The following is a 23,436-nucleotide window of genomic DNA, read 5'->3' as shown; positions in this document are numbered from 1 at the left end:
GGGGGGGGCCGCCGTCGACCGGCCCCTGCCGCCCCCCGGGCGCGCGCCACGGGCCGTCGGGGTGTTTCTCCCACCCCGGCCGTGGGGGGGGGCCCGGCACGGGCGCGGCCCACGCCACCTGCTCACCTCCGCGTCGGCTTGAACAGCGGCTCCGCCGCCGCCACCGACGGCAGGAACGGGTTCGGGTTCGCCGGGCACACCGTCCCGACGGCCGGCAACGTGCCGTTGAGCAGGTACGCGTTCGTGTGGTCGGTCGCGCACTTGCTCACGCCGTACGCCGTGTGACCCCAGCCCGCGTAGGCCAGCAACCGGCTGCCGCCGATCAACCGGTTCGCCGCCTGCGCGCCCCGGAAGTCCGTCACGCCGTCGAAGTAGTTGCCCACCACCAGGACCGGCGCGTTCGTGCGGGTGCGCCACGGGCCGGCGTAGCGGTCGGGGTTCACCGGCCAGTTCGCGCACGCGGCGTTGCTCCACCACCAGAACGGGCCGAACTCCGAACCCGCCTCGGCGTACCGGGCCGTCGCCCGGTAGGCGGCGAAGTCGCGCGGGAACTCGATGTCCGCGCACACGTTGCCGTTGTAGGCGTCGAAACCGTTGGGGTAGTCCGGTTCCGCGGTGGCGGACAGCGTGCCGGAGGACAGGGTGCCGGCGGCCGCGTCCGAGAGCTGGTCGAGGAACGCGGCGGTGTCGGGCCAGTCGCTCGGCGAGTACATCGCGCCGACGGCCGCGCCGATCACCGTGTCGTAGGTGAACGTCTGGCCGCCGAGCTCGATCGGCTTGGCGCGCACCGACTTCAGCAGCGCGTTCCAGCGCTTCTCCGACTGCGGGCCGAAGACGCAGTTCGCCTCGTCGCAGTTGCGCAGGAACTCGCGGAACTCCTCCTTGGTCGCGATCCGGTCCGACTTGATCTGCCGGCCGCTCGACCACAGCTCGGGGTCGAGCACGCCGTCGATCACGAGCGCGCGGATGTTGTTCGGGAACAGGTTCGCGTACGTCGCGCCCAGGAACGACCCGTACGAGAAGCCCAGGTAGCTGATCTTGCGGTCACCGACGGCGCGGCGCAGCAGGTCCATGTCCCGTGCGACGTCGGCGGTGCTCATGTGCCGGGCGATCCGCTGGTCGTCGCGGCACTCCGGGCCGAGCGAGCGGTAGCGGTCGTAGTACGGGCGCTCCTGCTTCGACTGGTACGGGAAGCCGGGCAGGCCCTCGAAGAACTCGTCGAGGGCCTGCCCGCTCGCGAAGCAGTGCAACGGGTCCGACCGGCCGATGCCGCGCGGGTCGAAGCCGACGATGTCGAACCGCCCCTGGAGGTTCGCCGACAGGGTGTTGCCGGCGCCGAGCGCGAAGTCCACGCCCGAACCGCCGGGGCCGCCGGGGTTGAGGAAGAGCGACCCGATCCGGCGGGCGGGGTCGGTCGCGGGCTTGCGCGCGAGCGCGATGGTGGTCTTCGCGCCGCGCGGGTCGTCGTGGTCGAGCGGCACCTTCACCGAGGCGCACTCGAAGCCGGGGTGCTCGGGTCCGCAGGCCGCCCAGTCGATCCGCGGCACACCTCCCGAGCCCGAGGCCTGCACGGCGGGCGTGCCGGTGATCATGAGTGCGGCCGCGGCGGCCAGCACGGTGAGACGCATCAACGGGCTCCCCTCTGGTCCGAAGAAGGGCTCTTCCTATCGGCTCGGCACCGGGGCCGTCGACCGCCGAAAGTCGTGATCGTCCAGTAGAGACGCGGTGGCGGAGAACGGGTTGGGGTTGGCCGGGCACACGGTGCCGGTGGCGGGCAGCGCGCCGGACAGCAGGTAGGCGTGGACGTGGTCGACCGCGCACTGGCTGCGGCGGTACGCGATGTGCCCCCAGCCGGCGTACTCGAGCAGCCTGCTGTTCGGCAACAGCCGCGCGACCGCCTGCGCGCCGCGGAAGTCCGTCGAGCCGTCGTAGCGGGTGCCCACCACCAGCACCGGAGCGGACGTGCGGGCGCGCCACGGGCCGGTGTGGCGGTCCTCGGCGACCGGCCAGCCGGAGCAGGCGCTGGTGCTCCACCACCAGTACGGCCCGAACTCCGAGCCGGCCTCGGCGTAGCGGCCCACGGCGCGGTACGCCTCGAAGGTGCGCGGGAACTCCGTGTCCGCGCACATCACGCCGAGGTTCGCGTCGAAGAAGTTGTCGTACTCCGGATCGGCCCGGCGCGCCGTGGGGACGGACGCGCCCTCGGCCGCGTCGGACAGTTGGTCGAGTACGGTCGCGACGTCCGTCCAGGCCTCCGAGGCGAACCCGGCGAACAGCGCCTGCTCGACCACCCGGTCGTAGGTCCACACCTGTCCGCCGAGCGTGATCGGGCGGGCGCGCACGGACGCCAGCAGCGCCCGCCAGCGCTGCTTCGAGTCCGGCCCGAACGCGCACGCGGCCTCGTCGCACAGGCGGAAGAACTCGTCGAGCACCTCGGCGGTGGCGACGCGGTCCGACGAGATCTGCCGCCCGCTCGACCACAGCACGGGGTCCAGCACACCGTCGATCGCGAGCGCGCGGACCTTGCCGGGGAACAGGTTCGCGTAGGTCGTGCCGAGGTAGGAGCCGTAGGAGTGGCCGAAGTAGGTGAGCGCGCGGTCACCGACCGCGCGCCGCAGCAGGTCGAGGTCGCGCGCCACGTCGGCGGTGCTCATGTGCCGGGCGATCCGCTGGTCGCAGCGGGCCGCGAGGGAGCGGTAGCGGTCGAAGAACGGCCGTTCCTGCGCGCGCTCGTACGGGAACACCGGACCGGCGGCGAGGAACTCCGCGCGCTCGCGGTCGGAGGCGAAGCAGCGCAGCGGTTCCGACCGGCCGACCCCACGCGGGTCGAAGCCCACGACGTCGAACCGGCCCCGCACGCCGGCCGCCATCCTCTCGCCCCACGCCCACACGTAGTCGATCCCCGACGCGCCGGGCCCGCCGGGGTTGAAGAACAGCGATCCGACGCGGTGCGCCCGGTCGGTGGCGGGTCTGCGCGTCACCGCCACCGTCGTGGTCGCGCCGCCGGGGTCGTCGTGGTCGAGCGGCACGGTGAGCGCGCCGCACTCGAACCCCGGCCGCTCGGGGCCGCACGAGGCCCACCGGATCGGCGCCTCCGCCGCCTGGGCGGCCGGTCCGAGCGGGACGACGAGCGACAGCACCGCGCTGAGGACGACGAGTCTCATCCGTCAGTTCATAGCGGCGCGTGCTCCGGTCGTCGATGCTTTTGGCGAACCCCGAGGCTGTCGGCGATCTGGTCGTGGATGGGCGTGCTCATCACGATCGGGCTCGCCGGCGGTGTTTGAGGTGTTGCCGCAGGTGTGTCCTGGTTTTCAGGCATGGGGGGAGCGTAGGGATGGTCATTGACCCTTCAAGGACGCTGATCAAGGAATCACCACACTCGTACCCCAAGAGGTGAATCGGCATCGCCCGATCTATACCCAGCGTGGGGGCCGAACCCTGCTACGGGACCCCCTGTGGGTGCCCCCGATGGAGTTAACTCGAATTGCTCGGCAACGTGGAATCTCACCGGCCGGACGCGGTGTTTGCGTGATCTCGCGACGATGCTGAACGATCGGGGTGGTACCTCGGGCGAACGTGGAGCGTGACGATGGTCAGCGGCAAGCCGGGCATCGCCAAGCGGCAGCTCATCCTCCTCACCGGCCGGGCGCACCCCGAGCTCGCGGAGGCCGTGGCGAAGGACCTGGGCGTCGCCATCACCCCGCAGGCCGCCTACGACTTCGCCAACGGCGAGATCTTCGTCCGCTTCGAGGAGTCGGTGCGCGGCGCGGACGCGTTCGTCATGCAGAGCCACAGCGCGCCCATCAACGACTGGCTGATGGAGCAGCTGCTCATGGTCGACGCGCTGAAGCGGGCCTCGGCCAAGCGCATCACCGCCGTCGTGCCCTCGTACCCGTACGCGCGCCAGGACCGCAAGTACGCGGGCCGCGAACCGGTGTCCGCCCGCCTGGTCGCGGACATGTTCAAGACCGCGGGCGCCGACCGCATCGTCACGGTCGACCTGCACACCGCGCAGGCGCAGGGCTTCTTCGACGGCCCGGTCGACCACCTGCACGCCATGTGGCTGCTCTGCGACCACGTCGCGGGTCGCTACCAGGGCGAGGACCTCACGATCGTCTCCCCGGACGCCGGCCGCACCCGGCTCGCCGAGAAGTGGGCGGACCTGCTCGGCGGCTGCCCGATCGCGTTCATCCACAAGACCCGCGACCCGTTGCGCCCCAACGAGGTCATGGCCAACCGCGTCGTCGGCGACGTCGAGGGCCGCACCTGCGTCGTGGTCGACGACATGATCGACACCGCGATGACGAGCACGTCCGCCGCCCGCCAGCTGCTGGAGCAGGGCGCGAAGGACGTGGTCCTCGTGGCGACGCACGGCGTGCTCTCCGGCGAGGCCTACGACCGGCTGATGGCGAGCAAGGCGCGCGAGGTGATCCTCACCGACACGCTGCCGATCCCGCACGAGAGGCGGTTCCCGGGGCTGACGGTGCTGAGCATCGCGCCGCTGATCGCGCGGGCGATCCAGGAGGTCTTCGAGGACGGCTCGGTGACGAGCCTGTTCGACGGCAACGCGTAGGGAAGCAGGCGCGCCCGTTCCGTGTTGCCATGAGGCATGGGCGACATGCGAGTGGAGCGATCCGCGAAGCGGGTCCGCGCGTACTTCGGTGGCGAGCTGGTCGCGGACACGACCGCGCCGCGCCTGGTCTGGGAGATCCCGCACTACCCGGCCTACTACCTGCCGCGCTCCTCGGTGCGGGCCGAGCTGAGGCCGGCGGGGGAGACGAGGGACGGCGTCCAGGTGCACGACGTCGTGACCCGCGGTGGCACGGCTGCCGCGGCCGCGACGACCTACCCGGACTCCGCACAGCTCGCTGACCTGGTCCGGTTCGACTTCGCGGCCATGGACGAGTGGCTGGAGGAGGACGAGCCGATCTACGTCCACCCGCGCGACCCGTACAAGCGGGTCGACGTGCTGAACAGCTCGCGGCACGTGCGGGTCGCGCTCGGCGGGGTGACGCTCGCGGCGTCGTCCCAGCCGCGGATCCTGTTCGAGACGAGCCTTCCACCGCGCTACTACCTGCCGTTGAGCGACGTCCGGTTCGATCTGCTGACACCGTCGGCGACCGAGACGCAGTGCCCGTACAAGGGGACCTCCTCGTACTGGTCGGTCGAGGTGAACGGCGTGCTGCACGAGGACCTGGTGTGGATCTACCGGTCGCCGCTGCCCGAGAGCCAGAAAATCGCTGGGATGGCGTGCTTCTTCAGTGAGAAGGTCGACCTCTTCGTCGACGGCGAGCTCCAGGAGAAGCCGGAGACCCCCTGGTCGTAGCCACTCCGAGCGAGTCCTACTTCACACACTGCAAACTTGCAGTGACTGCAAAACGATCCTGTACGCTTGCCTCGTGAACCAGCCGGGGGAGAGCCTGCGCGACCGCAAGAAGCGCCAGACGCGGGCCGCGCTCGAACGGGCGACCGTGACCCTGGCCGCCGAACGCGGGTACGACCACGTCACGGTGGAGGAGATCGCCGCCGCGGCCGACGTCTCGGTGCGCACGTTCTTCAACTACTTCGCGAGCAAGGACGAGGCGCTCATCGGCGCGGATCCCGAGATGGCTCCGCGCGCGGCCGAGCGCGTCCTCGCCTTCCCCGCCGACGTGCCGCCGTTCGAGGCGTACCGGCGGACGGTGCTCGCGGAGATCACCGACGAGCTGAACAACGCCCGCGACCTGTGGCTGCTGCGCAAGGACGTGCTGATGCAGCGGCCGGACCTGCTGGTCAGGGCGTTCGCCACCAGCGCGGAGTCCGAGCAGCTGCTGGCTGCGGCGGTGGCGCGGCGGGCGGGACTGCCCGAGTCCCACACGTACCCGCGGCTGATCGTCGCCGCCGGCAGCGCCGCGTTCCGCTGCGCCGTCACGCGGTGGGCGCAGGACGACGGCGTCGCGCTGGGCGATCTCGTCGGCGAGGCGCTGGACATGTTCGGCACCGGCCTGGCTCACGCACCGAGCAACCACTGAGGGGGGATCATGACCACCACCGACGCAGAAGTGACGCCGGTCCACAGCAGACGCGACGTCACGCAGGCCATGTGGGGCCTGATGATGGGCATGTTCGTGTCCATCCTGGCCAGCACGATCGTGTCGAACGCGCTGCCGCGCATCGTCGCCGAGCTCAAGGGCTCGCAGTCGATCTTCGCGTGGATCGTGACGGCCGAACTGCTCGCGATGACCGCGACCGTGCCGCTGTGGGGCAAGCTCGCCGACCTCTACAGCCGCAAGCTGCTGATCCAGGCGTCGCTCAGCCTGTTCGTCGTCGGCTCGCTGATCGCGGGCTTCTCGCAGAACGTCGAGATGCTCATCGTCAGCCGCGTCGTGCAGGGCCTCGGCGCCGGTGGCGTCACGGCGCTCGCGACGATCGTGATGGCCGCGATGATCCCGCCGCGCGAGCTCGGCAAGTACTCCGGCATGTTCGGCGCGGTGTTCGGCGTCGGCACCGTCGCGGGCCCGCTGATCGGCGGTCTCCTGGTCGACACGTCGTGGCTCGGCTGGCGCTGGTGCTTCTTCATCGGCATCCCGTTCACCCTCGCCGCGATCTACATGCTGCAGCGCACCCTGAACCTGCCGGTCGTGCGCAACGAGCAGACGAAGATCGACTACCTGGGCGCGTTCCTGATCGTCTCCGGCGTCTCGACGCTGCTGATCTGGTCCTCGCTCGCCGGGCAGAAGTTCGAGTGGGCCTCCACCTGGACGGCGGGCCTGGTCAGCCTGGGCGTGCTGCTGCTCGTGGCCGCTGTGTTCGTCGAGTCCAAGGCGCACGACCCGATCGTGCCCCTGTCGATCTTCCGCAACCGCACCGTCTCGCTCGCGACCGTCGCCAGCGCCCTGGTCGGCATCGCGATGTTCGGCGGCACGGTGTTCCTGTCGCAGTACTTCCAGCTCTCGCTGGGCAAGACGCCGACCCAGGCCGGTCTGCTGGGCCTGCCGCTGATCTTCGGCCTGCTGGTCTCGTCCACCGTGGCGGGCCAGCTGATCACGAAGTACGGCAAGTGGAAGGCGTTCCTGGTCTCCGGCGGTGTGTTCATGGTCGGCGGCATGCTGCTGCTGTCCACGATCAGCGCCCAGACGTCCGTGGTCATGGTGTCCGTGCACATGTTCCTGCTCGGCGTCGGCGTCGGCATGATGATGCAGAACCTGGTGCTGGCGGCGCAGAACGACGTGCCGGCCAAGGACCTCGGCGCCACCACGTCCACGCTGACGTTCTTCCGCTCGCTCGGCGGCGCGATCGGCGTCTCGGCGCTGGGCGCGGTGCTCGCCAACAAGGTCGCGTCCCTGACGGAGGAGAAGTTCGGCGCGCTGCCCGGCGGCGAGGCGTCCTCGCACACCGTGCCGGACCTCTCGATCCTGCCGCCCGAGATCAAGGCCGTGATCGCCGACATCTACGCGACGGCGACGGCGGAGATCTTCCTGGTGGGCGTGCCGTTCGCGGTGCTCGCGCTGCTCGCGGTGCTGTTCATCAAGGAGAAGCCGCTCAAGGAGACGAGCGGGGACGACCGGCTGGCGGCGGAGATGGCCGCGGGTCACTGAGTCACCCGTCGTCGAGGCCCCCGATCCGCGTGGTCGGTGGCCTCGACGCTTTAGAGCGCAGGGAGCTGGTCGCCGGGGCCGGGGTAGTAGCCGCGCTCCAGGCGGAAGACGTACGCGCGGAGATCGGTCTTCAGATCACCCGCGAGGTAGGCGAGGAAGTCGCGGGCACCCTCGGCGGCCTCGAGTCGCTGCGGTTCGCCGGTGGCGGTCCACTCGCCGAGCAGCGCCGAGACGTGGTCCTCGACCTCGTCTCGTCCGGCCCACCAGGCGCGGACGGCGTCGGGCGTCCACCGCTCGTTGCCGTCGTCCGCGTACCCGTCGAAGGGGTCCTGCGCGGCGGCCACGTGCACGCTCTCGATCTCGGCCTTGGTCCTGGGCTGGCGGTAGATGAACTCGTTGTAGAAGTCGCCGCCGTACAGGACGTGGCGTGGCGCGTGCAGCCTCCCGGTCCAGCAGTTGTCGGTCTGCCCCGTGTAGAACGGGCCGGGCACGTTCAGCCAGTGCTTCTCCGCCCACTTGTCGGTCACGCCACCCATGATCCCTGACTTTCGTCAGGGGGCCGGCCTGCCTTTCAGGTCGGGCTCCCCGGCCTCCCGATCCCTAACTTCATCCCCATGATCTCCTGGGGAGCGGCGCTCACGCTGCTGGTGTCCACGTACATGGGGGAGGCGTCCCTGCCGGGCGTCGCCGTCGCGATCACCAAGGGGGACCAGGTGATCGCGACACAGGGCTTCGGCCACGACTCGTCCGGCGCACCCGTCACCGAGCACTCGAAGATGACGATCGCCTCGGTCAGCAAGTCGTTCACGGCGCTGGCGGTGCGGCAGCTCGCGGACGGCGGGAAGATCGACCTCGACCGGCCGGTGTTCGGCTCGCGCGTCACGCCGAGGCAGCTGCTCGCGCACAAGTCCGGGATCAGCGACCGGACGCTGCCGGAGAAGAGCCTGCCACAGCCGGACAACGCCGAGGGGGCCGTCGAACGGGCGCGCGAGGCGTTGCGCGAAGCGGTGCCCGACGACGAGTTCCGCTACACCAACACCAACTACCACCTGCTCGCGCGGCTCGTCGAGGAGGCGTCCGGCGAGAACTTCAACGCCTACCTGGAGAAGCACGTCTTCGAGCCGTTGGGCATGAAGGACACCATCGCGATCGACGTGACGCCGCGCGACCTGCCGGCGGACTACCGCAGGGGGTTCGGCTACGCCTACGGGTTCTCGGTGCCGCTGACCGAGCCCGACCGGTTCGTCACGGGCTCGGACGGGGTGGTCACCACCGCCGCGGACATGGCGAAGTGGCTGGCCGCGCAGCCGCGGCTGCGGCCGCGGGACGGGATGGGCTGGCGGGCGGACGAGCAGGGACGGTTGCGGCACAGCGGGATCTGGTTCACCGGCACGGCCGGGCAGCTGCTCACGGAGTCCGGCTACGGCATCGCGGTGATGTCCAACAGCGGTGTCACGCTCGGCAACGAGGGCACGTACGCGCTGGAGAACGGGATCGCCGACGTCCTCGACGGCCGCGAGGCGCCGGACCCGGAGTCGTACCGGCTGCTCGTCGACCTGGTGCTGGCCGGGCTGACGCTGCTCTCGGTGGGACTGGGCATCCGCGCGGTGCGGCGCCCACGCCGGTTCCCCAAGGCGTGGCAGGTGTTCCGGTTCGTGCCGCTGGGCTTGCTGCTGGCGTTGCCGACGTTGCTGGGGCTGCTCTACGGCGGTGGGCGCGACATCACGTTCTTCCAGTTGGCGCACTACTCGCTGCCGCTTGTGGTGTGGTTGGGCGTGTCGGGTGCGGTGAACGCGGGAGTGGCGGTCGTGAGGTGGGTGCGATGAGGGTCGTGGCGCTCGGGGCCTGCGTGGCCACCGCTTTCGCGCTGTCCTACGTGATGGACCGGAACGTGCCGCCGTGGACGATCGTGGTGTGCGCCGGGTTGTTCGTCGCGGCGTTCCTGCTCGGCCGCCGGATGGCGCCCGGCTGGCCCGCGATCATGTTCGCCGCCGCGGGGTTCATCGGGTTGACCCAGCTGATCGTGGTGGGGCTCGCGGTCGCGCTGCCGTGGTTCCTCGGCCGGGTCGCGGGACAGCAGGCCGCACTGGCCGCCGCCGAGGTCGAGGCCGCCCACCTGCGCGAACGCACCCGGATCGCGCACGAGGTGCACGACACCCTCGGGCACGAGCTCAGCCTGATCGCGCTGCAGGCCGGCGCGCTCGAGATGACTCTGCCACCCGAGCACCGGGAAGCCGCGGCCCAGCTCCGCGTCACCGCCTCCGACGCCACGGAACGGTTGTCGGCGCTGGTGTTCCTGCTGCGTGACGGCGAACCGCCCGCAGTGGCCGACCTGCGCGACCTCGTGGACCGCGCGACCAAGGCCGGCATGCGCGTCGAGTTCACCGTGGACGGAGAGATGCCGTCCACAGTGGAACGGACGGTGCACCGGGTCGTGCAGGAGGCGCTGACGAACGCGGCGAAGCACGCGCCGAGGTCCGCGGTGGAGGTGAAGGTGACGTCGGCCGACGGCAGCACCGTCGTCGAGGTCGTCAACGAGGCGGGGCTGCGCCGGGGTGCGGGCAGCAGGCTCGGCCTGATCGCGTTGCGGGAACGGGTGCGGATCGCGGGCGGTACGCTCCGGGTCGGTCGCGACGACGGCAGGTTCGAGCTGGTCGCGACGCTGCCGCACACGGGGGAGCTGTGATCCGGGTACTGCTCGCCGACGACGAGGCGCTGGTGCGCGCGGGTGTGCGCGCCATCCTCGGCTCCGACCCCGAGATGGAGGTCGTCGCCGAGGCGGCGGACGGACGCGAGGCGGTCGACCTAGCCCTGAAGCACCGGCCCGACGTCGTGCTGATGGACATCCGGATGCCCCGCCTCGACGGGCTGGAGGCCGCGCGCGAACTGGCGCGGCTCGGCTTCGGCGTGGCGATGCTGACGACGTTCAACGACGACGGCTACCTGGAACGGGCGCTCGACGGCGGCGCGCGCGGGTTCCTGCTGAAGTCCGGTGACCCGCGCGAGCTCATCGCGGGCGTGCACGCGCTCGCGTCCGGCGGCGCGTACCTGGCACCGAAGGTGGCGGCCCGGATGATCACGCGGTTCCGCGGTGGCCGGGTCGGGCAGGCACGCGCGCGGGTCGAGTCGCTGACCGCGCGCGAACGGGACGTGCTGGCGCTGCTCGGCGAGGGCCTGTCGAACGCGCAGATCGCCCGGCGCCTCGACCTCGTCGAGGGCACGGTGAAGGGGCACGTGAGCGCGATCCTGAGCCGCCTGGGCGCGGAGAACCGCGTCCAGGCGGCCATCGTGGCCCACGAGGCGGGCCTGAGCTCCTAGGAACCCGTTGCTAGAACGGGAAGTGGCCGTGCTCGCTCGCCACGGTCACCCACCGCGTCGCCGAGAACGCCTCGATGCCCCAGCGGCCGCCGAACCGGCCGTACCCGCTGGACTTCACGCCCCCGAACGGCGCCTGCGGCTCGTCGTCCACCGTCTGGTTGCCGACGTGCACGATGCCGGTGCGGATCCGCCGCGCGAGCGCGAGGCCGCGCTGCGAGTCCTCGGTGAGGATGCCCGCGGTGAGGCCGTGGTCGGTGTCGTTCGCGATGGCCACGGCCTCGTCGTCGCTGTCGACCGGCACGACCACCACGGCCGGTCCGAAGATCTCCTCGTGGAACACGCGCATCTGCGGCGTGACGCCGTCGAGCACGGTCGCGCCGCCGGTGCCGCCCGCCCGCACCCGCGCGCCGTTCGCGACCGCGTCCTCCACCATGGCGGCGACGCGGGCCGCCGCGCGCGGGCTGATCACCGGGCCGATCACCGTGCCGGGGTCGGCGGGGTCGCCGTGCGGCAGGGAGCCGACCTTGGCGGCGAGCTTCGCGGTGAACTCCTCGGCGACCGAGCGGTGCACCAGGATGCGGTCGGTCGACATGCAGATCTGGCCCGCGTTGTGGAACGAGCCGAACGTCGCCGCGTTGACCGCGTGGTCGAGGTCGGCGTCGTCGAGCACCAGCAACGAGTTCTTGCCGCCGAGCTCGAGCACGGCGGGCTTGAGGTGCTGGGCGGCGAGGGTGCCGACGATCCGGCCGACCTCGGTGGAGCCGGTGAAGTTCACGGCGCGCACGCGCGGGTCGGTGATCAGCGCCTCGGCGACGGCGGCGGCGTCCTCCGGCGCGTTCGTCACGACGTTGAGCACGCCCGCGGGCAGCCCGGCCTCGGCCAGCACGTCGGCGATGAGCAGCCCGGCCGCGATCGGCGCGTCCTCGCTCGGCTTGAGCACCACGGTGTTGCCGGCGGCGAGCGGCGCGGCCACGGCCCGCGTGCCGAGGATGACCGGCGCGTTCCACGGCGCGAACGCCGCCACCACGCCGAGCGGCTCCCGCAGCGCGAGCGACAGCTGGCCCGGCACCTCGGTCGTCAGCACCTCGCCGACCGGCTGCGTCACCGCGGCGGCCGCCTCGCGCAGGATGTTGGCCGCGAGCACCACGTTGAAACCGGCCCAGCCGCCGACGCCACCGACCTCGGCGGCCATCAGCGCCACGACCTCGGGTGTCCGCGCCTCCAGGCCGTCGGCCGCGCGCAGCAGGATGCCGCGCCGCGCGGACGGCGACGTCGCCGCCCAGTCCGGGAACGCCCGCTCGGCCGCGTCGACGGCCCGCGTCACGTCCGCGGGCGAGGCCGCCGCGACGACCGCGTGCACCTCGCCGGTGAACGGGTTGAGGTCGTCGGTGGTGCGGCCGTCCAGCGCGGGAACGCTGTCGCCGCCGATGAGGAGCTCACGCTTGTCGGTTGCCACGACCGAGATCTAAGTCGCAGCCCGGCGGATCATCCAAGGCCGGCTTCCGGTGGATGGAAACTGGGCTCCAACATCCGCGCGATGCCGCGGGCCGCGACCTGCAACGCCGCCACCAGCCGGGCGCGCACGGCGCGCAGGTCCGGCACGACGATCCCGAGCGCCGCCACGACGTGCCCCTCCACCTCGACCGGCACCCCGACGCTGCACGCGCCGAGCGTCATCTCCTCGAACGTCTGCGCGTACCCGTCGCGCCGGACCCGGTGCAGCTGGGCGCGCAACCGCGCGGGCTCGGTGATCGTGAACGCCGTGAGCCGCGTCAGCCCGTGCAGCAGCACCTCCTCCTGCACCTCCTTGGGCGCGTGCGCCAGCAACACCTTCCCGACCCCCGTGGCGTGCAACGGCAACCGGCTGCCGGTCGTGCTCACGATCGGCACGGACGCGTGCCCGGACACCCGGTCGAGGTAGAGCACCTCGGTGCCCTCTCGCACGGCCAGGTGCACCACGGCGCGCGTCGCCGCGTGGATGTCGTGCAGGAACGGCTCCGCGACCCGGCTGAGCTCCACCTCGCCCGCCGCCAGCAGCCCGAGCCGCCAGATCCGCCGCCCGATCACGTACTCGCCGGAGTCGAGCCGCCGCACCGCGCCCCACTCGGCGAGCTCCGCGAGCAGCCGGTGCGTGGTGCTGATCGGCAGGCCGCTGCGCCGCGCGATGCCGCTCAGGGTCTGGCGCCGGTGCCGGCCGTCGAACGTGCCGAGCAGCGACAGCAGCTTGGAGGAGACGGTGGCGGCCACGCCGCGATTCTGCCCCGTTCGGGTGAGAACAGCCTGTCCGGCACCCGCCGGTGACACTGGGTGGGTGACGTACCTCGGTGAAGGCTGGGACAGCACCGCCGTGCTGGTGGACGGGCGCTGGGTGCAGCGGCGGCCGCGCCGTCCGGAGATCGGGCCGCAGCTGCTGCGCGAGACCGCGGTCATGCCGTGGCTCGCTCCCCGGCTGCCGCTGCCCGTGCCGGTGCCGGAGGTCGTGTCGCTCGACCCGGTGGTGGTCCGCCACGAGCTGGTGCCGGGACAGGAGATCGAGAACCTGACCGCCGCGCAGGGCCGTCAGCTCGGCGAGTTCCTGCGCGCCCTGCACGCCGCTCCCGTCGCCGAGGCCGCCGCACGGGGCGTTGGCCCGCTGACCCTGCCGGTGGACCGCTTCCGCGCCGAGGTGCGGGTGCCCGGCGCGGAGGAGCTGCTGGCGCGGCTCGACGACCTGCCCGCCGACACGCTCGTGCACGGCGACCTCGGCCCCGAGCACGTGCTCGGCCGCGACGGCGTCCTCACCGGAGTGATCGACTTCGGCGACCTGCACGTCGGCGACGCGGCCATCGACCTCGCGTGGGCACTGCACTCCACCCCGCCCGCGTTCGCCGCCGCGGTCGCCGACACGTACGGGGTCACGCCCGAATTGAGGGAGCGCGCGCTGACCTGGCACCGGCTGGGTCCGTGGCACGAGGTCCTGTACGGCAACGACATCGGCGACCACGAGATGGCGGAGGTTGGTCTGGCCGGAGTAGTGCAGAGGCTGGGAACGCGGGTATCCCACCGCTGACAGCCACTTCGCCGAGGAGGACGAGATGCCCTGGGTTCGCCGCCACCGCCGCAGCGCCCCGTACAGCTTCTTCCGCACGACGACGGTCCGCAGCCACTACCGCAGGCCGGCCGGGTCGACGTGGATCCTGGTCGCGATCGCGCTCGGCGTGATCCTGCTGCTCATCGCGCTGTTCTGAGGGTAGGGTCGGGGGCATGGGACAGTTGGGCGAGTTGTTCCCCGGCCCCAAGGTCCGCCGCGAGGCGACGGACGCGGGCACCGGTGAGGACTACGAGGAGACCGGGCCGCTCGACCTCACGGCGGGCGCGGTCCGCCTGAGGCCGCGGCCGAAGCCCGCTCCTCGACCGGAGAGCACCGACAGCACCGAGTGATCACCGGTACTACCCTGACCCGGTGCTAGCCGGGCTGCTCTTCCTCATCCCCGCCACCTTCTTCGTCATCGGGGTCGTCCGCGACCGCCGGAGGCTCAGCAACGCCGTCTGGCTCGGCATCACGCTCGTGATGCTGCTCCTGCTGCTGGCCGAGGCCGGTCGCGACAACCCGGTGGTGAGCCTGCCGCTGCTGCTCGGGTTCGTGCTCGCGGTGGTGGGCCTGCTGTTGCTCCCGCTCGCCCTGCTCGCCAACGGACTGGTGATGGTCCGCCGCGAGGGCCGTTCGCTGGGCAACCTGTTGTCGTTGCTCGCGGGCCTCGCGCTGCTCGGCGAGATGGTCTACTTCTTCTGGGGCATCGCCCAGCCCAACGACTGGATCCGCGGGTCCGCGATCGGGTTGTTCCTGGTGTCCGCGTACATCGCGTTCCTGTTCGTGAGCCTGCTGCTGTACTCCGTGATCTACGGCCGCACGGGCCGCCGGCACGGGTTCGACGGCATCGTCGTGCTCGGCGCGGGCCTGATCGGCGACCGCGTGCCGAAGCTGCTCGCGAACCGGCTCGACCGCGCGATGCGGCTGTACCGGCGCGACCGCGAGGCGGGCCGCGAGCCCGTGATCGTCGTGTCCGGCGGGCAGGGCGCGGACGAGCAGGTGTCCGAGGCGTACGCGATGCGCCGGTACCTGCTCGAGCGCGACGTGCCCGCCGACGACGTCGTGATGGAGGACCAGGCGACCACGACCGAGGAGAACCTCCGCTACAGCAAGGCTCTGCTCGCCGAGCGGGGCCTCAACGGCCGGGTCGTCGCGGTCACGAACAACTACCACGTGTTCCGCACCGCCGTGCTCTCCCGCAAGCAGGGCCTGCGGTTGCAGGTCATCGGCGCGCCGACGGCGTGGTACTTCGTGCCCAGCGCGTTCCTGCGGGAGTTCGTGGCGCTCCTGGTCCGCAACCCCGTCGTGCACGGCCTGGCGTGCGCCGTGCTGATGGCCGGCGGGCTCGCGCTCACCCAGATCGCCTAGCCCAAGAGGGCTTTCATCTCGGTGATCTCGCGCTGCTGGCCGTCGAGAATGGCCTGGGCGACCTTCTTGGCGTCCGGGTCCTCACCGTCGGCGAGCTCGGTCTTCGCCATCTCGACCGCGCCCTCGTGGTGCTCGATCATCATGGTGAGCCAGAGCCGGTCGAACTCCTGGCCACTCGCCTTCTCCAGCTTCGCCATGTCGTCGCCGCTCATCATCCCGGCCATGTCGTGGCCGGTGTGCTCGGACTTCCCGTCCTCGCCCCACTTCCGGAGCCACTCGTTCATCTGGGCGATCTCGGGGCCCTGCGCCTTTTCGATGCGCTGGGCCAGGTCGCGGACCTTCTCGTCGCTGCTGCGCGACGGCACCAGCTCCGCCATGTCCAGCGCCTGCTCGTGGTGCGGGACCATGCTCTGCGCGAAGGTGACGTCGGCAGCGTTGTGCGCGGGACCGCCGCAGGCGCTCAGGACGAGCACGCCGACGACAGCCCCGATGAGGGACTTCATCACGGTTTTCTTCTTCTCTCTGCGTCTTGTGGACAGTGCCGGGTGGACCCCGGGAACTCAGGTCCGCAGCACGCAGAGAGTCGTGAGGAGCTGTCTTCCGCCCGGTGGCGGACGTTGAGGGGTGCTCGGCGGCGGCTCGTCCGCGAGCGCCACGAGCAGGGGAGGTGCCGTCCGGACCAGGAACCAGCCCAGCACGACCACGGCGGCGGCGACCAGGACCGCGAGGCACAGGTGCAGCAGGTCGTGTTCGTGCGGCTGTTCCTGGTGGTGGGAGACCGCGTGCCCGGCGTGCGGTGTTTCCGCCGCGGCGACGTGGTGCATTCCGACGACGGAGAAGACGAGCGCGCACAGCAGCACCCACTGGGTGAGCCGGCGCCTCGTCATGTGGCACACCCTACGGGGGTATGCCTTGATACGGATACCCCCTAGGGGTATGGTTCGGCTCGATCCGCTCCCGAGGAGGACGACATGGACCACGGTCACCACCAGGCTCCCGTGAGCCTGACCAGGCAGGCGATCTCCGCGACGCTGCACTGCCTCACCGGCTGCGCGATCGGCGAGGTGCTCGGCATGGTCATCGGTACCGCGCTGGGCTGGGGCAACCTCGCCACGATCGCGCTGGCCGTGGCGCTCGCGTTCGTGTTCGGCTACTCGCTCACGATCCGCCCGGTGCTGCGGTCGGGCCTCGCCTTCAAGGCGGCGCTGGGCGTGGCGCTGGCGGCGGACACCGTGTCGATCGCCGTCATGGAGGTCGTCGACAACGCGGTCATGCTGCTCGTGCCCGGCGCGATGGACGCGGGGCTCGCGAACTGGGTGTTCTGGGCCGCGCTCGCGTTCTCGCTGGCCGTCGCGTTCGTGGTGACGGTGCCGGTGAACCGCTGGATGATCGCGCGCGGCAAGGGTCACGCCGTGGTCCACCAGCACCACCACTGAGTCAGGCCCGGCTGAACCGCATCTCCCAGTTCGGCTCCCAGGTCTCGCCGCCGTCGTAGGAGAACTGCTGGCGCCAGACGGGTTCGTCGCCGGTCGTCCAGTCGAACCGGACCTTCACCGCGTGCCCGCCGACCACGTCGTCGCCGAGGAACACCCCGTGCCCGTCGGTGAACCGGCCCTCGAGCGGCGGGTCGAGGTGGCCGGGGGCGCGGGTGGAGGCCCACCAGATGCGCCAGACGTCCTCGGCGGGGTCGTACTGGCGCAGGGTCATGCCCTCCCAGTCGTCCGCGAAGAAGCTGTCGATGATCGCCGCGCCGCCGAGCAGTGGTCTGGCCTCCGCGGTGGCGTCGAACTCGGTCCACTCGGTGCCGCGTCCGACGATGTCGGCGATCTTGCGGTTGGCCACCCGCCACCGCCCGTGGAGGAAGTCGAAGTCGCTGGAACTCATGGCCGTCACGCTAGGGGTCATCACTGACAGGTTGTGTCAGTGATGAAGAAAAATGCAGGTCAACGGTCTGGAACCGGTTGCGGGCCGGATAAAGCTCGCATAACGGGTCAACGTTGTCGGTGATCGAAGCGTTGACCTAAAGGTCTGGACCATTTTACGGTTCCCGGCAGTGGCCGCCGCCCTAGCCAGGAGGTCCTTTCCCTTGCGACTGCTCGCCAGAGTGGTCCCGGTGCTAGCCCTGCTAGCCGGGACCGTGATAGCCGTGACCAACGCACCGACCGCCGCCGCGGCCCACGAGGACTGCCGGCCGGACGGGCTGTACAAGACGCCGGGTGTGGAATCGCCGTACTGCACGGCCTACGACACCGCCGGGCGCGAGAAGATGGGGGACAAGTCCAGACGCGTCATCGGGTACTTCACCAGCTGGCGGACCGGCAAGAACGGTCAGCCGGGGTACCTCGCCAAGGACATCCCCTGGAACAAGGTCACGCACCTGAACTACGCGTTCGCGCACATCGACGCCCAGAACAAGATCTCCGTGGGCGCCGACAACGCGAACAACTCGTCCATCGGCATGGAGTGGCCGGGCGTCGCCGGCGCCGAGATGGACCCGTCGCTGCCCTACAAGGGGCACTTCAACCAGCTCACGAAGCTCAAGAAGGCGAACCCGAACGTCAAGACGCTGATCTCGGTCGGCGGCTGGGCGGAGACCGGCGGCTTCTTCAACGCCGACGGCACGCGCAACGCGTCGGGCGGCTTCTACAAGCTCGGCCAGAACCAGGCCGCGATCGACACGTTCGCCGACAGCACCGTCGAGTTCCTGCGCAAGTACGGCTTCAACGGCGCCGACATCGACTACGAGTACGCGACGTCGAACAACCACGCCGGCAACCCGGACGACTTCTGGATCTCCAACGCCAACCGCGGCACGCTGTGGGCGGGCTACGAGAAGATCATGAAGACGCTGCGCGAGAAGCTCGACCGCGCCGGCGCCGCCGACGGCAAGCACTACCTGCTGACCGCCGCCGTGCCCGCCTCGGGCTGGCTGCTGCGCGGCCAGGAGGCCTACCAGGTCACCCGGTACCTCGACTACGTGAACATCATGAGCTACGACCTGCACGGCTCGTGGAACCAGTTCGTCGGCCCGAACGCGGCGCTCTACGACGACGGCAAGGACGCGGAGCTCGCGGCCGGCGGCGTGTACGGCGCCGGGCAGTACGAGGGCATGGGCTACCTCAACACCGACTGGGCGTACCACTACTTCCGCGGCGCGATGCAGGCCGGGCGCATCAACATCGGCGTGCCGTTCTACTCGCGCGGCTGGCAGGGCGTCACCGGTGGCACGAACGGGTTGTGGGGCAAGGCCCCGCTGCCGAACCAGTCCCAGTGCCCGCCCGGCACCGGGTCGTCGGTCGGCTCCACCACGCCGTGCGGCAACGGCGCGGTCGGCATCGACAACGTCTGGCACGACGTCACGGCCGGCAGCGCCGAGGTGCCGTCGGGCGCCAACCCGTTGTGGCACACCAAGAACCTCGAAGCCAAGATCACGCCGTCGTACCTCTCGCAGTACGGCCTGGACCCGGTCAACGACCCGACCGACCGCCTCACCGGCACGTACACGCCGCACTACGACTCGACGCTGAAGTCGCCGTGGCTGTGGAACAACGACAAGAAGGTGTTCCTCTCCACCGAGACCGAGCAGTCGATCGCGGAGAAGGCCAAGTACGTCAAGGACAAGGGCCTCGGCGGCATCATGATCTGGGAGCTCGCGGGCGACTACGGGTTCAACTCCGCCAAGAACGAGTGGTTCATGGGCGACACGCTGCTGTCGACCATCAACACCGGCCTGAACGGCGCCGCGCCGTACGGCAACCTGAAGGCCTCGACGCAGCAGACGCAGTCGCTGGCCGTGGACGTCGACGTGTACGGCTTCGCGCTGGGCGACAACAACTACCCGATCACGCCGAAGATCAAGTTCACGAACCGGTCGACGGTCACCATCCCCGGTGGCACGAAGATCGCGTTCGACTACGGCACCAGTGCGCCGGGCAGCATGGCCGACCAGTCCGGCTTCGGCCTGAAGGTCGTGTCCAAGGGGCACAGCGGGCCGAACGTCGGAGGCCTGAAGGGCGACTTCCAGAAGGCGGAGCTCACGCTGCCGTCGTGGCAGTCGCTCGCGCCGGGCGCGTCGATCGAGGTGACCGTCAGCTACCAGCTGCCGATCGCCACGCCGTCGAACTTCGTGTTCACCTTCGGCGGCCAGTCGTACGCGATCAGCGCGGACTTCCCGCGGATCGGCGGGGGCACCACCCCGACCTCCACGACGACGTCCACGTCGACCACGACGTCGACCACGACCACCACCACTACGACCACCACGACGACGACCACGACCCCGCAGACCTGCTCGCTGCCCGCCTGGGACCGCGGCAAGGTCTACACCGGCGGCAACGAGGTCTCGCACAAGGGCCGCAAGTGGCGGGCCCAGTGGTGGACGACGGGCGAGGAGCCCGGCACCACCGGTGAGTGGGGCGTCTGGCGCGACCAGGGCGCCTGCTAGGAGTCAGGGATCTGTCAGGCGCGGGGCCTAGGCTGTCGGCTGTGACCGCCCAGGACCCGCGCCTGCAGGAGCTCAAGCTGCTGCGCAAGGTGCGCGACAGGATCGACCGCGAGTACCGGCAACCGCTGGACGTCGCGGCGCTCGCCCGCGGGGTGCACCTGTCCGCTGGCCACCTCTCGCGCGCCTTCCGCGCCGCCTTCGGCGAGTCGCCGTACAGCTACCTCATGACCCGGCGCATCGAGCGGGCGATGACGTTGCTGCGCCGCGGCGACATGTCCGTCACCGAGGTCTGCTTCGAGGTCGGCTGCACCTCGCTCGGCACGTTCAGCACCCGCTTCTCCGAACTCGTCGGCATGTCGCCGAGCCAGTACCGCAAGGTCGCGGCCACCGACGGCCAGGGCATTCCGAACTGCCTGGCGAAGGCCGTGATGAGGCCGATCAGGAATCGAGAAGCGGCGGCCGGTCCGTCCGATTAGGTTGACCGCCATGTCAGTCATCATCGCCGCGGCGTTCCTGCCGGCAGACGACCCGGAGGCCTCGCTCGGCTTCTTCCGCGACGCGCTGGGCTTCGAGGTCCGCCAGGACGTCGGCCAGGGCACCATGCGCTGGATCACCGTGGGCCCGCCCGGTCAGCCCGAGACGGGCATCGTGCTGCACCCGCCCGCCGCCGACCCCGGCGTGAGCGACGAGGAGCGCCGCACCATCGCCGTGCTCATGGCGAAGGGCGTCTACACGGCCCTCTCACTCGCCACCAAGGACCTGCAGGGCACCTTCGACCGCGCCCGGGAGTGGGTCGAGTCCTCGGGTTCCGGCGAGGTGCTGCAGGAGCCGGAGGACCAGCCGTGGGGCGTGCGCGACTGCTCGTTCCGCGACCCGGCCGGCAACCTGGTCCGCATCAACCAGCTCTGACCGTCGTCCCGGGCACGGCAGGGTCGACAGGCCCCGCGTACCGCTCGGCCGCGCGGGCGACGGCCTCCTCCATCGTGAGGAACCGGCCCACGTGCGTGACGACCAGCCGTCCCGCACCGGCCGCGGCCGCCGTCGCCCCCGCGTCCTCGGGCGTGTGGTGGACCGCGTCCTGCGCCCGGACCGCGCTCTCGGCCTCGCACAGCAGCAGGTCGGTGTCCCGCGCCAGTGCTTCCAGGCTCGCGCACGGCGCCGTGTCGCCGGAGTAGGTGAGGGAGCGGCCCTCCGCCTCGATCCGCACCGCGAACGCGGGCAGGCCGTGCTCGACCGCGGCGGTGGTGAGGCGGAGCGACCCGACCTCGGCCTCGTGGCCGTCGTGCAGCTCGGTGACGGCAAAGGCGCGTTCGACCGGGCTGCGCACCGGGCCGTTGGTGAGGAAGCCCGCCAGGCGGTCGGCGATGCCGGGCGGGCCGTACAGCGGCACGGGCGAGCGCTCGACGTCCGCGAAGAGCAGGGCGTAGTAGGCCGTGAGCAGGTCGGCGCTGTGGTCGGCGTGCAGGTGGGAGATCCAGATCGCGTCCAGGTCCTCCAGCCGCGTGTGGCGTTGCAGGGGGCCGAGCGTGCCGGTGCCGGCGTCCATCCACACGCGAGTGTCGCCGTGCGAGACGAGGTAGCCGGAGCACGGGGTGTCCGCGCTCGGGTACGGGGTCGCGCAGCCGAGGACGGTGAGGCCGAGGTCCATCGTCCAACGGTAGGCCACCGCCACCCTCGGGACGGCCACTTCGGCCACGGGCGGCGGGTACCTTGATCGGCGTGGAAGAGCCCGTGTGGAACGAGTGGCGGCGGCCGGGACCGACCGCCGCGCAACGGCGGCGCGACATCGGCATCGCCGTGATCGTCCTGCTGTGCGCGATCGAGGTCACGACGCTGGTCAACAGCATGGGCGCCTACGTCTTCAAGAACCCTCCCGGGCTCCTCGAGCAGCTGCTGTGGATGGTGGCGCTGTCGGTGCCGCTGGTCGTGCGCCGCCGCCACCCGATCCCGGTCATGCTGGTGATCTCCGCGCTGTTCATCGCCGCGCAGGTCAACGAGGCCGCCGACACGCTCGTGCCGTCCGCGATCCTGTTCCTCGCGATCCACACGGTCGGTGCCTGGGAGCAGAACCGGCTCCTCGCGCGCTGGTCGCGCATCGGCGTGATCGCCGCGATGTTCCTGTGGCTGGGGTTCAACCTCGTGCGCGCCCTGCTCGGGCCGAAGGGCGAGTTCGAGGACGCCGCCGGGCCGCTCGACCCGGTGCTCGCGTCCGTCCTCTACGGACTGGAGTTCAACATCTTCTTCTTCCTCTTCGCCTACGTGGTGGGGGAGATGGCGTGGTCCGGCGCGCGGCGGCAGGCGCAGCTCGAGTACCAGGCCGACGAGCTCCGGCGGTCGCAGGAGCAGAACACGAAGGGCGCCATCGCCGCCGAACGCATGCGCATCGCCCGCGACCTGCACGACGTCGTGGCGCACCACGTGTCGGTGATGGGCATCCAGGCCGGCGCCGCACGCCGCGTCCTCGACTCCGATCCCGTCCTGGCCCGGGACGCGCTGCAGACCGTCGAGCAGACCGCCCGCACCGCGATCAGCGAGCTGCGCGGCCTGCTGGGCGTGCTCCGCGCGGACGCCGACACCGACCTGAAGGCCGCGCCGGGGCTCGACGACCTGCCTGAACTGTTCGAGAACGCCCGCGCGACCGGTCTGGACGTCGCGCACAAGGTCTACGGGGACGCACGAGAGGTGCCGTCCGGCGTCGCGTTGTCGGCCTATCGGGTCGTGCAGGAAGCACTGACGAACGTCGTCAAGCACGCCGATGCCCGCCATGTCGACGTGCGGATGCGCTACCTGGACAGCGCGCTGGAACTGGAGATCACCGACGACGGCCGCGGCCGTTCGACGTCCACGAGCCCAGGGTTCGGCCTCGTCGGCATGCGCGAACGCCTTGCCGTGCACGGAGGTTCGCTCGAAGCAGGTCCACGGCGTGGTGCGGGCTATCTGGTCCGTGCGTCGCTGCCGACCGCGTTGGAGGAGAAGGCGTGAGTTTGCGAGTCGTGCTGGCCGACGACCAGGACCTGGTCAGAGCCGGCTTCCGGGTCATCCTCGGCACCGAGCCCGGCATCGAGGTGGTCGGCGAGGCGGGCGACGGTGCCCAGGCCGTGGAACTGGTGGCCGAGCTGCGCCCGGACGTCGTCCTGATGGACGTCCAGATGCCGCGCATGGACGGCCTCGAAGCCACCCGGCACATCCTGTCGGCGGGCCACGGCACCCGCGTCGTCATCCTGACCACGTTCGACCGCGAGGACTACCTCTTCGAGGCGCTGCAGGCGGGGGCCAGCGGCTTCCTGCTCAAGAACGCCTCCCCGGAAGACCTCGTGGAGTCCGTGCGTGTCGTCGCACGCGGAGACGCGTTGCTCTCGCCCGAGGTCACGCGCCGTGTGATCGCTCGCTTCAGCACGGCCGCGAGGGAACGCACGAGGCCGCCAGAGCTCACGGACCGTGAGTTCGAAGTGCTCGTCGAACTGGCCAAGGGCGCGTCGAACGCGGAGATCGCCGCAACGCTGTTCCTGGGGGAGACCACGGTGAAGACGCACGTCTCCCGCGTGCTCACCAAGCTCAACCTCCGCGACCGCACGCACGCCGTGGTGTTCGCCTACGAGAGAGGCATCGTCACGCCAGGCGGTTAGCGCCTACGCAATCTGACGTACGGGAGATCAGAA

The 23,436-nt window shown here is 70.9% G+C and carries 26 protein-coding genes; 17 read left to right on the top strand and 9 right to left on the bottom strand.

Going from position 1 to position 23,436, the window contains the following annotated elements; all coding sequences use genetic code 11:
* Positions 1 to 122: 122 nt before the first annotated feature.
* A complete protein-coding gene (locus ABZX02_RS26180) occupies positions 123 to 1,628 on the bottom strand; it encodes an alpha/beta hydrolase (protein WP_355301587.1) in 1,506 nt (501 codons plus the stop codon).
* A 36-nt stretch (positions 1,629 to 1,664) separates the two neighbouring features.
* Entirely contained in the window at positions 1,665 to 3,164 is a 1,500-nt protein-coding gene (locus ABZX02_RS26175; protein WP_355301585.1) for an alpha/beta hydrolase, read from the bottom strand.
* A 425-nt stretch (positions 3,165 to 3,589) separates the two neighbouring features.
* Between ABZX02_RS26175 and ABZX02_RS26170 the strand changes: the two genes are divergently transcribed.
* The 4 genes from ABZX02_RS26170 (at position 3,590) to ABZX02_RS26155 (ending at position 7,577) form a co-directional block, all read left to right on the top strand.
* A complete protein-coding gene (locus ABZX02_RS26170) occupies positions 3,590 to 4,573 on the top strand; it encodes a ribose-phosphate diphosphokinase (protein ID WP_355301602.1) in 984 nt (327 codons plus the stop codon).
* Between the two features lie 45 nt (positions 4,574 to 4,618).
* The gene (locus ABZX02_RS26165; RefSeq protein ID WP_355301583.1) at positions 4,619 to 5,326 is read left to right on the top strand and encodes a DUF427 domain-containing protein; all 708 of its coding nucleotides are present in this window, start codon (positions 4,619 to 4,621) and stop codon (positions 5,324 to 5,326) included.
* 73 nt (positions 5,327 to 5,399) lie between these two features.
* Positions 5,400 to 6,011, top strand: a complete 612-nt coding sequence (locus ABZX02_RS26160; protein ID WP_355301581.1) for a helix-turn-helix domain-containing protein — start codon at positions 5,400 to 5,402, stop codon at positions 6,009 to 6,011.
* A 9-nt stretch (positions 6,012 to 6,020) separates the two neighbouring features.
* Positions 6,021 to 7,577 (top strand): MDR family MFS transporter, encoded by a 1,557-nt coding sequence (locus ABZX02_RS26155; protein ID WP_355301579.1) that lies wholly within the window; start codon positions 6,021 to 6,023, stop codon positions 7,575 to 7,577.
* Between the two features lie 50 nt (positions 7,578 to 7,627).
* Here the strand turns inward: ABZX02_RS26155 and ABZX02_RS26150 are convergent, their stop codons facing one another.
* Positions 7,628 to 8,104 (bottom strand): hypothetical protein, encoded by a 477-nt coding sequence (locus ABZX02_RS26150; RefSeq protein ID WP_355301577.1) that lies wholly within the window; start codon positions 8,102 to 8,104, stop codon positions 7,628 to 7,630.
* 87 nt (positions 8,105 to 8,191) lie between these two features.
* On the opposite strand from ABZX02_RS26150, the gene ABZX02_RS26145 reads away from it, so the two are divergent.
* From ABZX02_RS26145 to ABZX02_RS26135, 3 genes are read left to right on the top strand one after another with little or no spacing between them, the layout of a single operon-like run.
* Positions 8,192 to 9,403 (top strand): serine hydrolase domain-containing protein, encoded by a 1,212-nt coding sequence (locus tag ABZX02_RS26145; protein ID WP_355301575.1) that lies wholly within the window; start codon positions 8,192 to 8,194, stop codon positions 9,401 to 9,403.
* A complete protein-coding gene (locus ABZX02_RS26140; protein ID WP_355301573.1) occupies positions 9,400 to 10,263 on the top strand; it encodes a histidine kinase in 864 nt (287 codons plus the stop codon). The genes ABZX02_RS26145 and ABZX02_RS26140 overlap by 4 nt, the downstream gene beginning before the upstream one ends.
* On the top strand, positions 10,260 to 10,895 hold the full coding sequence (locus ABZX02_RS26135) for a response regulator transcription factor (protein ID WP_355301571.1): 636 nt from the start codon (positions 10,260 to 10,262) through the stop codon (positions 10,893 to 10,895). The genes ABZX02_RS26140 and ABZX02_RS26135 overlap by 4 nt, the downstream gene beginning before the upstream one ends.
* A 10-nt stretch (positions 10,896 to 10,905) precedes the next feature.
* Here the strand turns inward: ABZX02_RS26135 and ABZX02_RS26130 are convergent, their stop codons facing one another.
* A complete protein-coding gene (locus ABZX02_RS26130) occupies positions 10,906 to 12,351 on the bottom strand; it encodes an aldehyde dehydrogenase family protein (protein ID WP_355301569.1) in 1,446 nt (481 codons plus the stop codon).
* A 29-nt stretch (positions 12,352 to 12,380) separates the two neighbouring features.
* On the bottom strand, positions 12,381 to 13,142 hold the full coding sequence (locus ABZX02_RS26125; protein ID WP_355301567.1) for an IclR family transcriptional regulator: 762 nt from the start codon (positions 13,140 to 13,142) through the stop codon (positions 12,381 to 12,383).
* 64 nt (positions 13,143 to 13,206) lie between these two features.
* Between ABZX02_RS26125 and ABZX02_RS26120 the strand changes: the two genes are divergently transcribed.
* The 4 genes from ABZX02_RS26120 to ABZX02_RS26105 are packed head-to-tail and all read left to right on the top strand — an operon-like array spanning position 13,207 to position 15,333.
* Positions 13,207 to 13,944, top strand: coding sequence for an aminoglycoside phosphotransferase family protein (locus ABZX02_RS26120; RefSeq protein WP_355301565.1), 738 nt, complete (start codon positions 13,207 to 13,209; stop codon positions 13,942 to 13,944).
* Positions 13,945 to 13,969: 25 nt separating this feature from the next.
* A complete protein-coding gene (locus ABZX02_RS26115; protein WP_355301563.1) occupies positions 13,970 to 14,122 on the top strand; it encodes a hypothetical protein in 153 nt (50 codons plus the stop codon).
* 16 nt (positions 14,123 to 14,138) lie between these two features.
* On the top strand, positions 14,139 to 14,315 hold the full coding sequence (locus tag ABZX02_RS26110) for a hypothetical protein (protein WP_355301561.1): 177 nt from the start codon (positions 14,139 to 14,141) through the stop codon (positions 14,313 to 14,315).
* Between the two features lie 22 nt (positions 14,316 to 14,337).
* Positions 14,338 to 15,333, top strand: coding sequence for a YdcF family protein (locus ABZX02_RS26105; RefSeq protein WP_355301559.1), 996 nt, complete (start codon positions 14,338 to 14,340; stop codon positions 15,331 to 15,333).
* On the opposite strand, the gene ABZX02_RS26100 is transcribed toward ABZX02_RS26105, so the two are convergent.
* Together ABZX02_RS26100 and ABZX02_RS26095 are read right to left on the bottom strand one after the other, a co-directional pair.
* Positions 15,330 to 15,836, bottom strand: coding sequence for a DUF305 domain-containing protein (locus ABZX02_RS26100; protein ID WP_355301600.1), 507 nt, complete (start codon positions 15,834 to 15,836; stop codon positions 15,330 to 15,332). The genes ABZX02_RS26105 and ABZX02_RS26100 overlap by 4 nt on opposite strands.
* Positions 15,837 to 15,893: 57 nt before the next feature.
* Positions 15,894 to 16,220, bottom strand: a complete 327-nt coding sequence (locus ABZX02_RS26095) for a hypothetical protein (RefSeq protein ID WP_355301557.1) — start codon at positions 16,218 to 16,220, stop codon at positions 15,894 to 15,896.
* Positions 16,221 to 16,304: 84 nt separating this feature from the next.
* On the opposite strand from ABZX02_RS26095, the gene ABZX02_RS26090 reads away from it, so the two are divergent.
* The gene (locus ABZX02_RS26090; RefSeq protein ID WP_355301555.1) at positions 16,305 to 16,769 is read left to right on the top strand and encodes a DUF4396 domain-containing protein; all 465 of its coding nucleotides are present in this window, start codon (positions 16,305 to 16,307) and stop codon (positions 16,767 to 16,769) included.
* A gap of 1 nt (position 16,770) precedes the next feature.
* On the opposite strand, the gene ABZX02_RS26085 is transcribed toward ABZX02_RS26090, so the two are convergent.
* Positions 16,771 to 17,217 carry a hypothetical protein gene (locus tag ABZX02_RS26085; protein ID WP_355301553.1) on the bottom strand — a complete coding sequence of 149 codons (447 nt, stop codon included), beginning with the start codon at positions 17,215 to 17,217 and terminating at the stop codon, positions 16,771 to 16,773.
* 262 nt (positions 17,218 to 17,479) lie between these two features.
* Here ABZX02_RS26085 and ABZX02_RS26080 point away from each other — a divergent pair, with 262 nt between their 5' ends.
* Genes ABZX02_RS26080 through ABZX02_RS26070 form a run of 3 tightly spaced genes read left to right on the top strand, consistent with a single transcriptional unit; the run spans position 17,480 to position 20,686 of the window.
* Positions 17,480 to 19,777 (top strand): glycosyl hydrolase family 18 protein, encoded by a 2,298-nt coding sequence (locus tag ABZX02_RS26080; protein WP_355301551.1) that lies wholly within the window; start codon positions 17,480 to 17,482, stop codon positions 19,775 to 19,777.
* Between the two features lie 32 nt (positions 19,778 to 19,809).
* Positions 19,810 to 20,253, top strand: coding sequence for a helix-turn-helix transcriptional regulator (locus ABZX02_RS26075; RefSeq protein ID WP_355301598.1), 444 nt, complete (start codon positions 19,810 to 19,812; stop codon positions 20,251 to 20,253).
* Positions 20,254 to 20,263: 10 nt separating this feature from the next.
* Positions 20,264 to 20,686, top strand: coding sequence for a VOC family protein (locus tag ABZX02_RS26070; protein ID WP_355301549.1), 423 nt, complete (start codon positions 20,264 to 20,266; stop codon positions 20,684 to 20,686).
* On the opposite strand, the gene ABZX02_RS26065 is transcribed toward ABZX02_RS26070, so the two are convergent.
* Positions 20,673 to 21,473: an MBL fold metallo-hydrolase gene (locus ABZX02_RS26065; protein WP_355301547.1), complete on the bottom strand. Its 801-nt coding sequence runs from the start codon at positions 21,471 to 21,473 to the stop codon at positions 20,673 to 20,675. The genes ABZX02_RS26070 and ABZX02_RS26065 overlap by 14 nt on opposite strands.
* Positions 21,474 to 21,496: 23 nt before the next feature.
* Here ABZX02_RS26065 and ABZX02_RS26060 point away from each other — a divergent pair, with 23 nt between their 5' ends.
* Both ABZX02_RS26060 and ABZX02_RS26055 read left to right on the top strand, forming a co-directional pair.
* Positions 21,497 to 22,759: a sensor histidine kinase gene (locus ABZX02_RS26060; RefSeq protein ID WP_355301545.1), complete on the top strand. Its 1,263-nt coding sequence runs from the start codon at positions 21,497 to 21,499 to the stop codon at positions 22,757 to 22,759.
* On the top strand, positions 22,756 to 23,403 hold the full coding sequence (locus tag ABZX02_RS26055; protein ID WP_355301543.1) for a response regulator transcription factor: 648 nt from the start codon (positions 22,756 to 22,758) through the stop codon (positions 23,401 to 23,403). The genes ABZX02_RS26060 and ABZX02_RS26055 overlap by 4 nt, the downstream gene beginning before the upstream one ends.
* Positions 23,404 to 23,436 lie beyond the last annotated feature (33 nt).

It is taken from the genome of Lentzea sp. NPDC003310 (assembly GCF_040610935.1).
In the GTDB taxonomy this organism is placed as follows: domain Bacteria; phylum Actinomycetota; class Actinomycetes; order Mycobacteriales; family Pseudonocardiaceae; genus Lentzea.
This window is presented reverse-complemented; position numbering and strand designations above follow the sequence as displayed.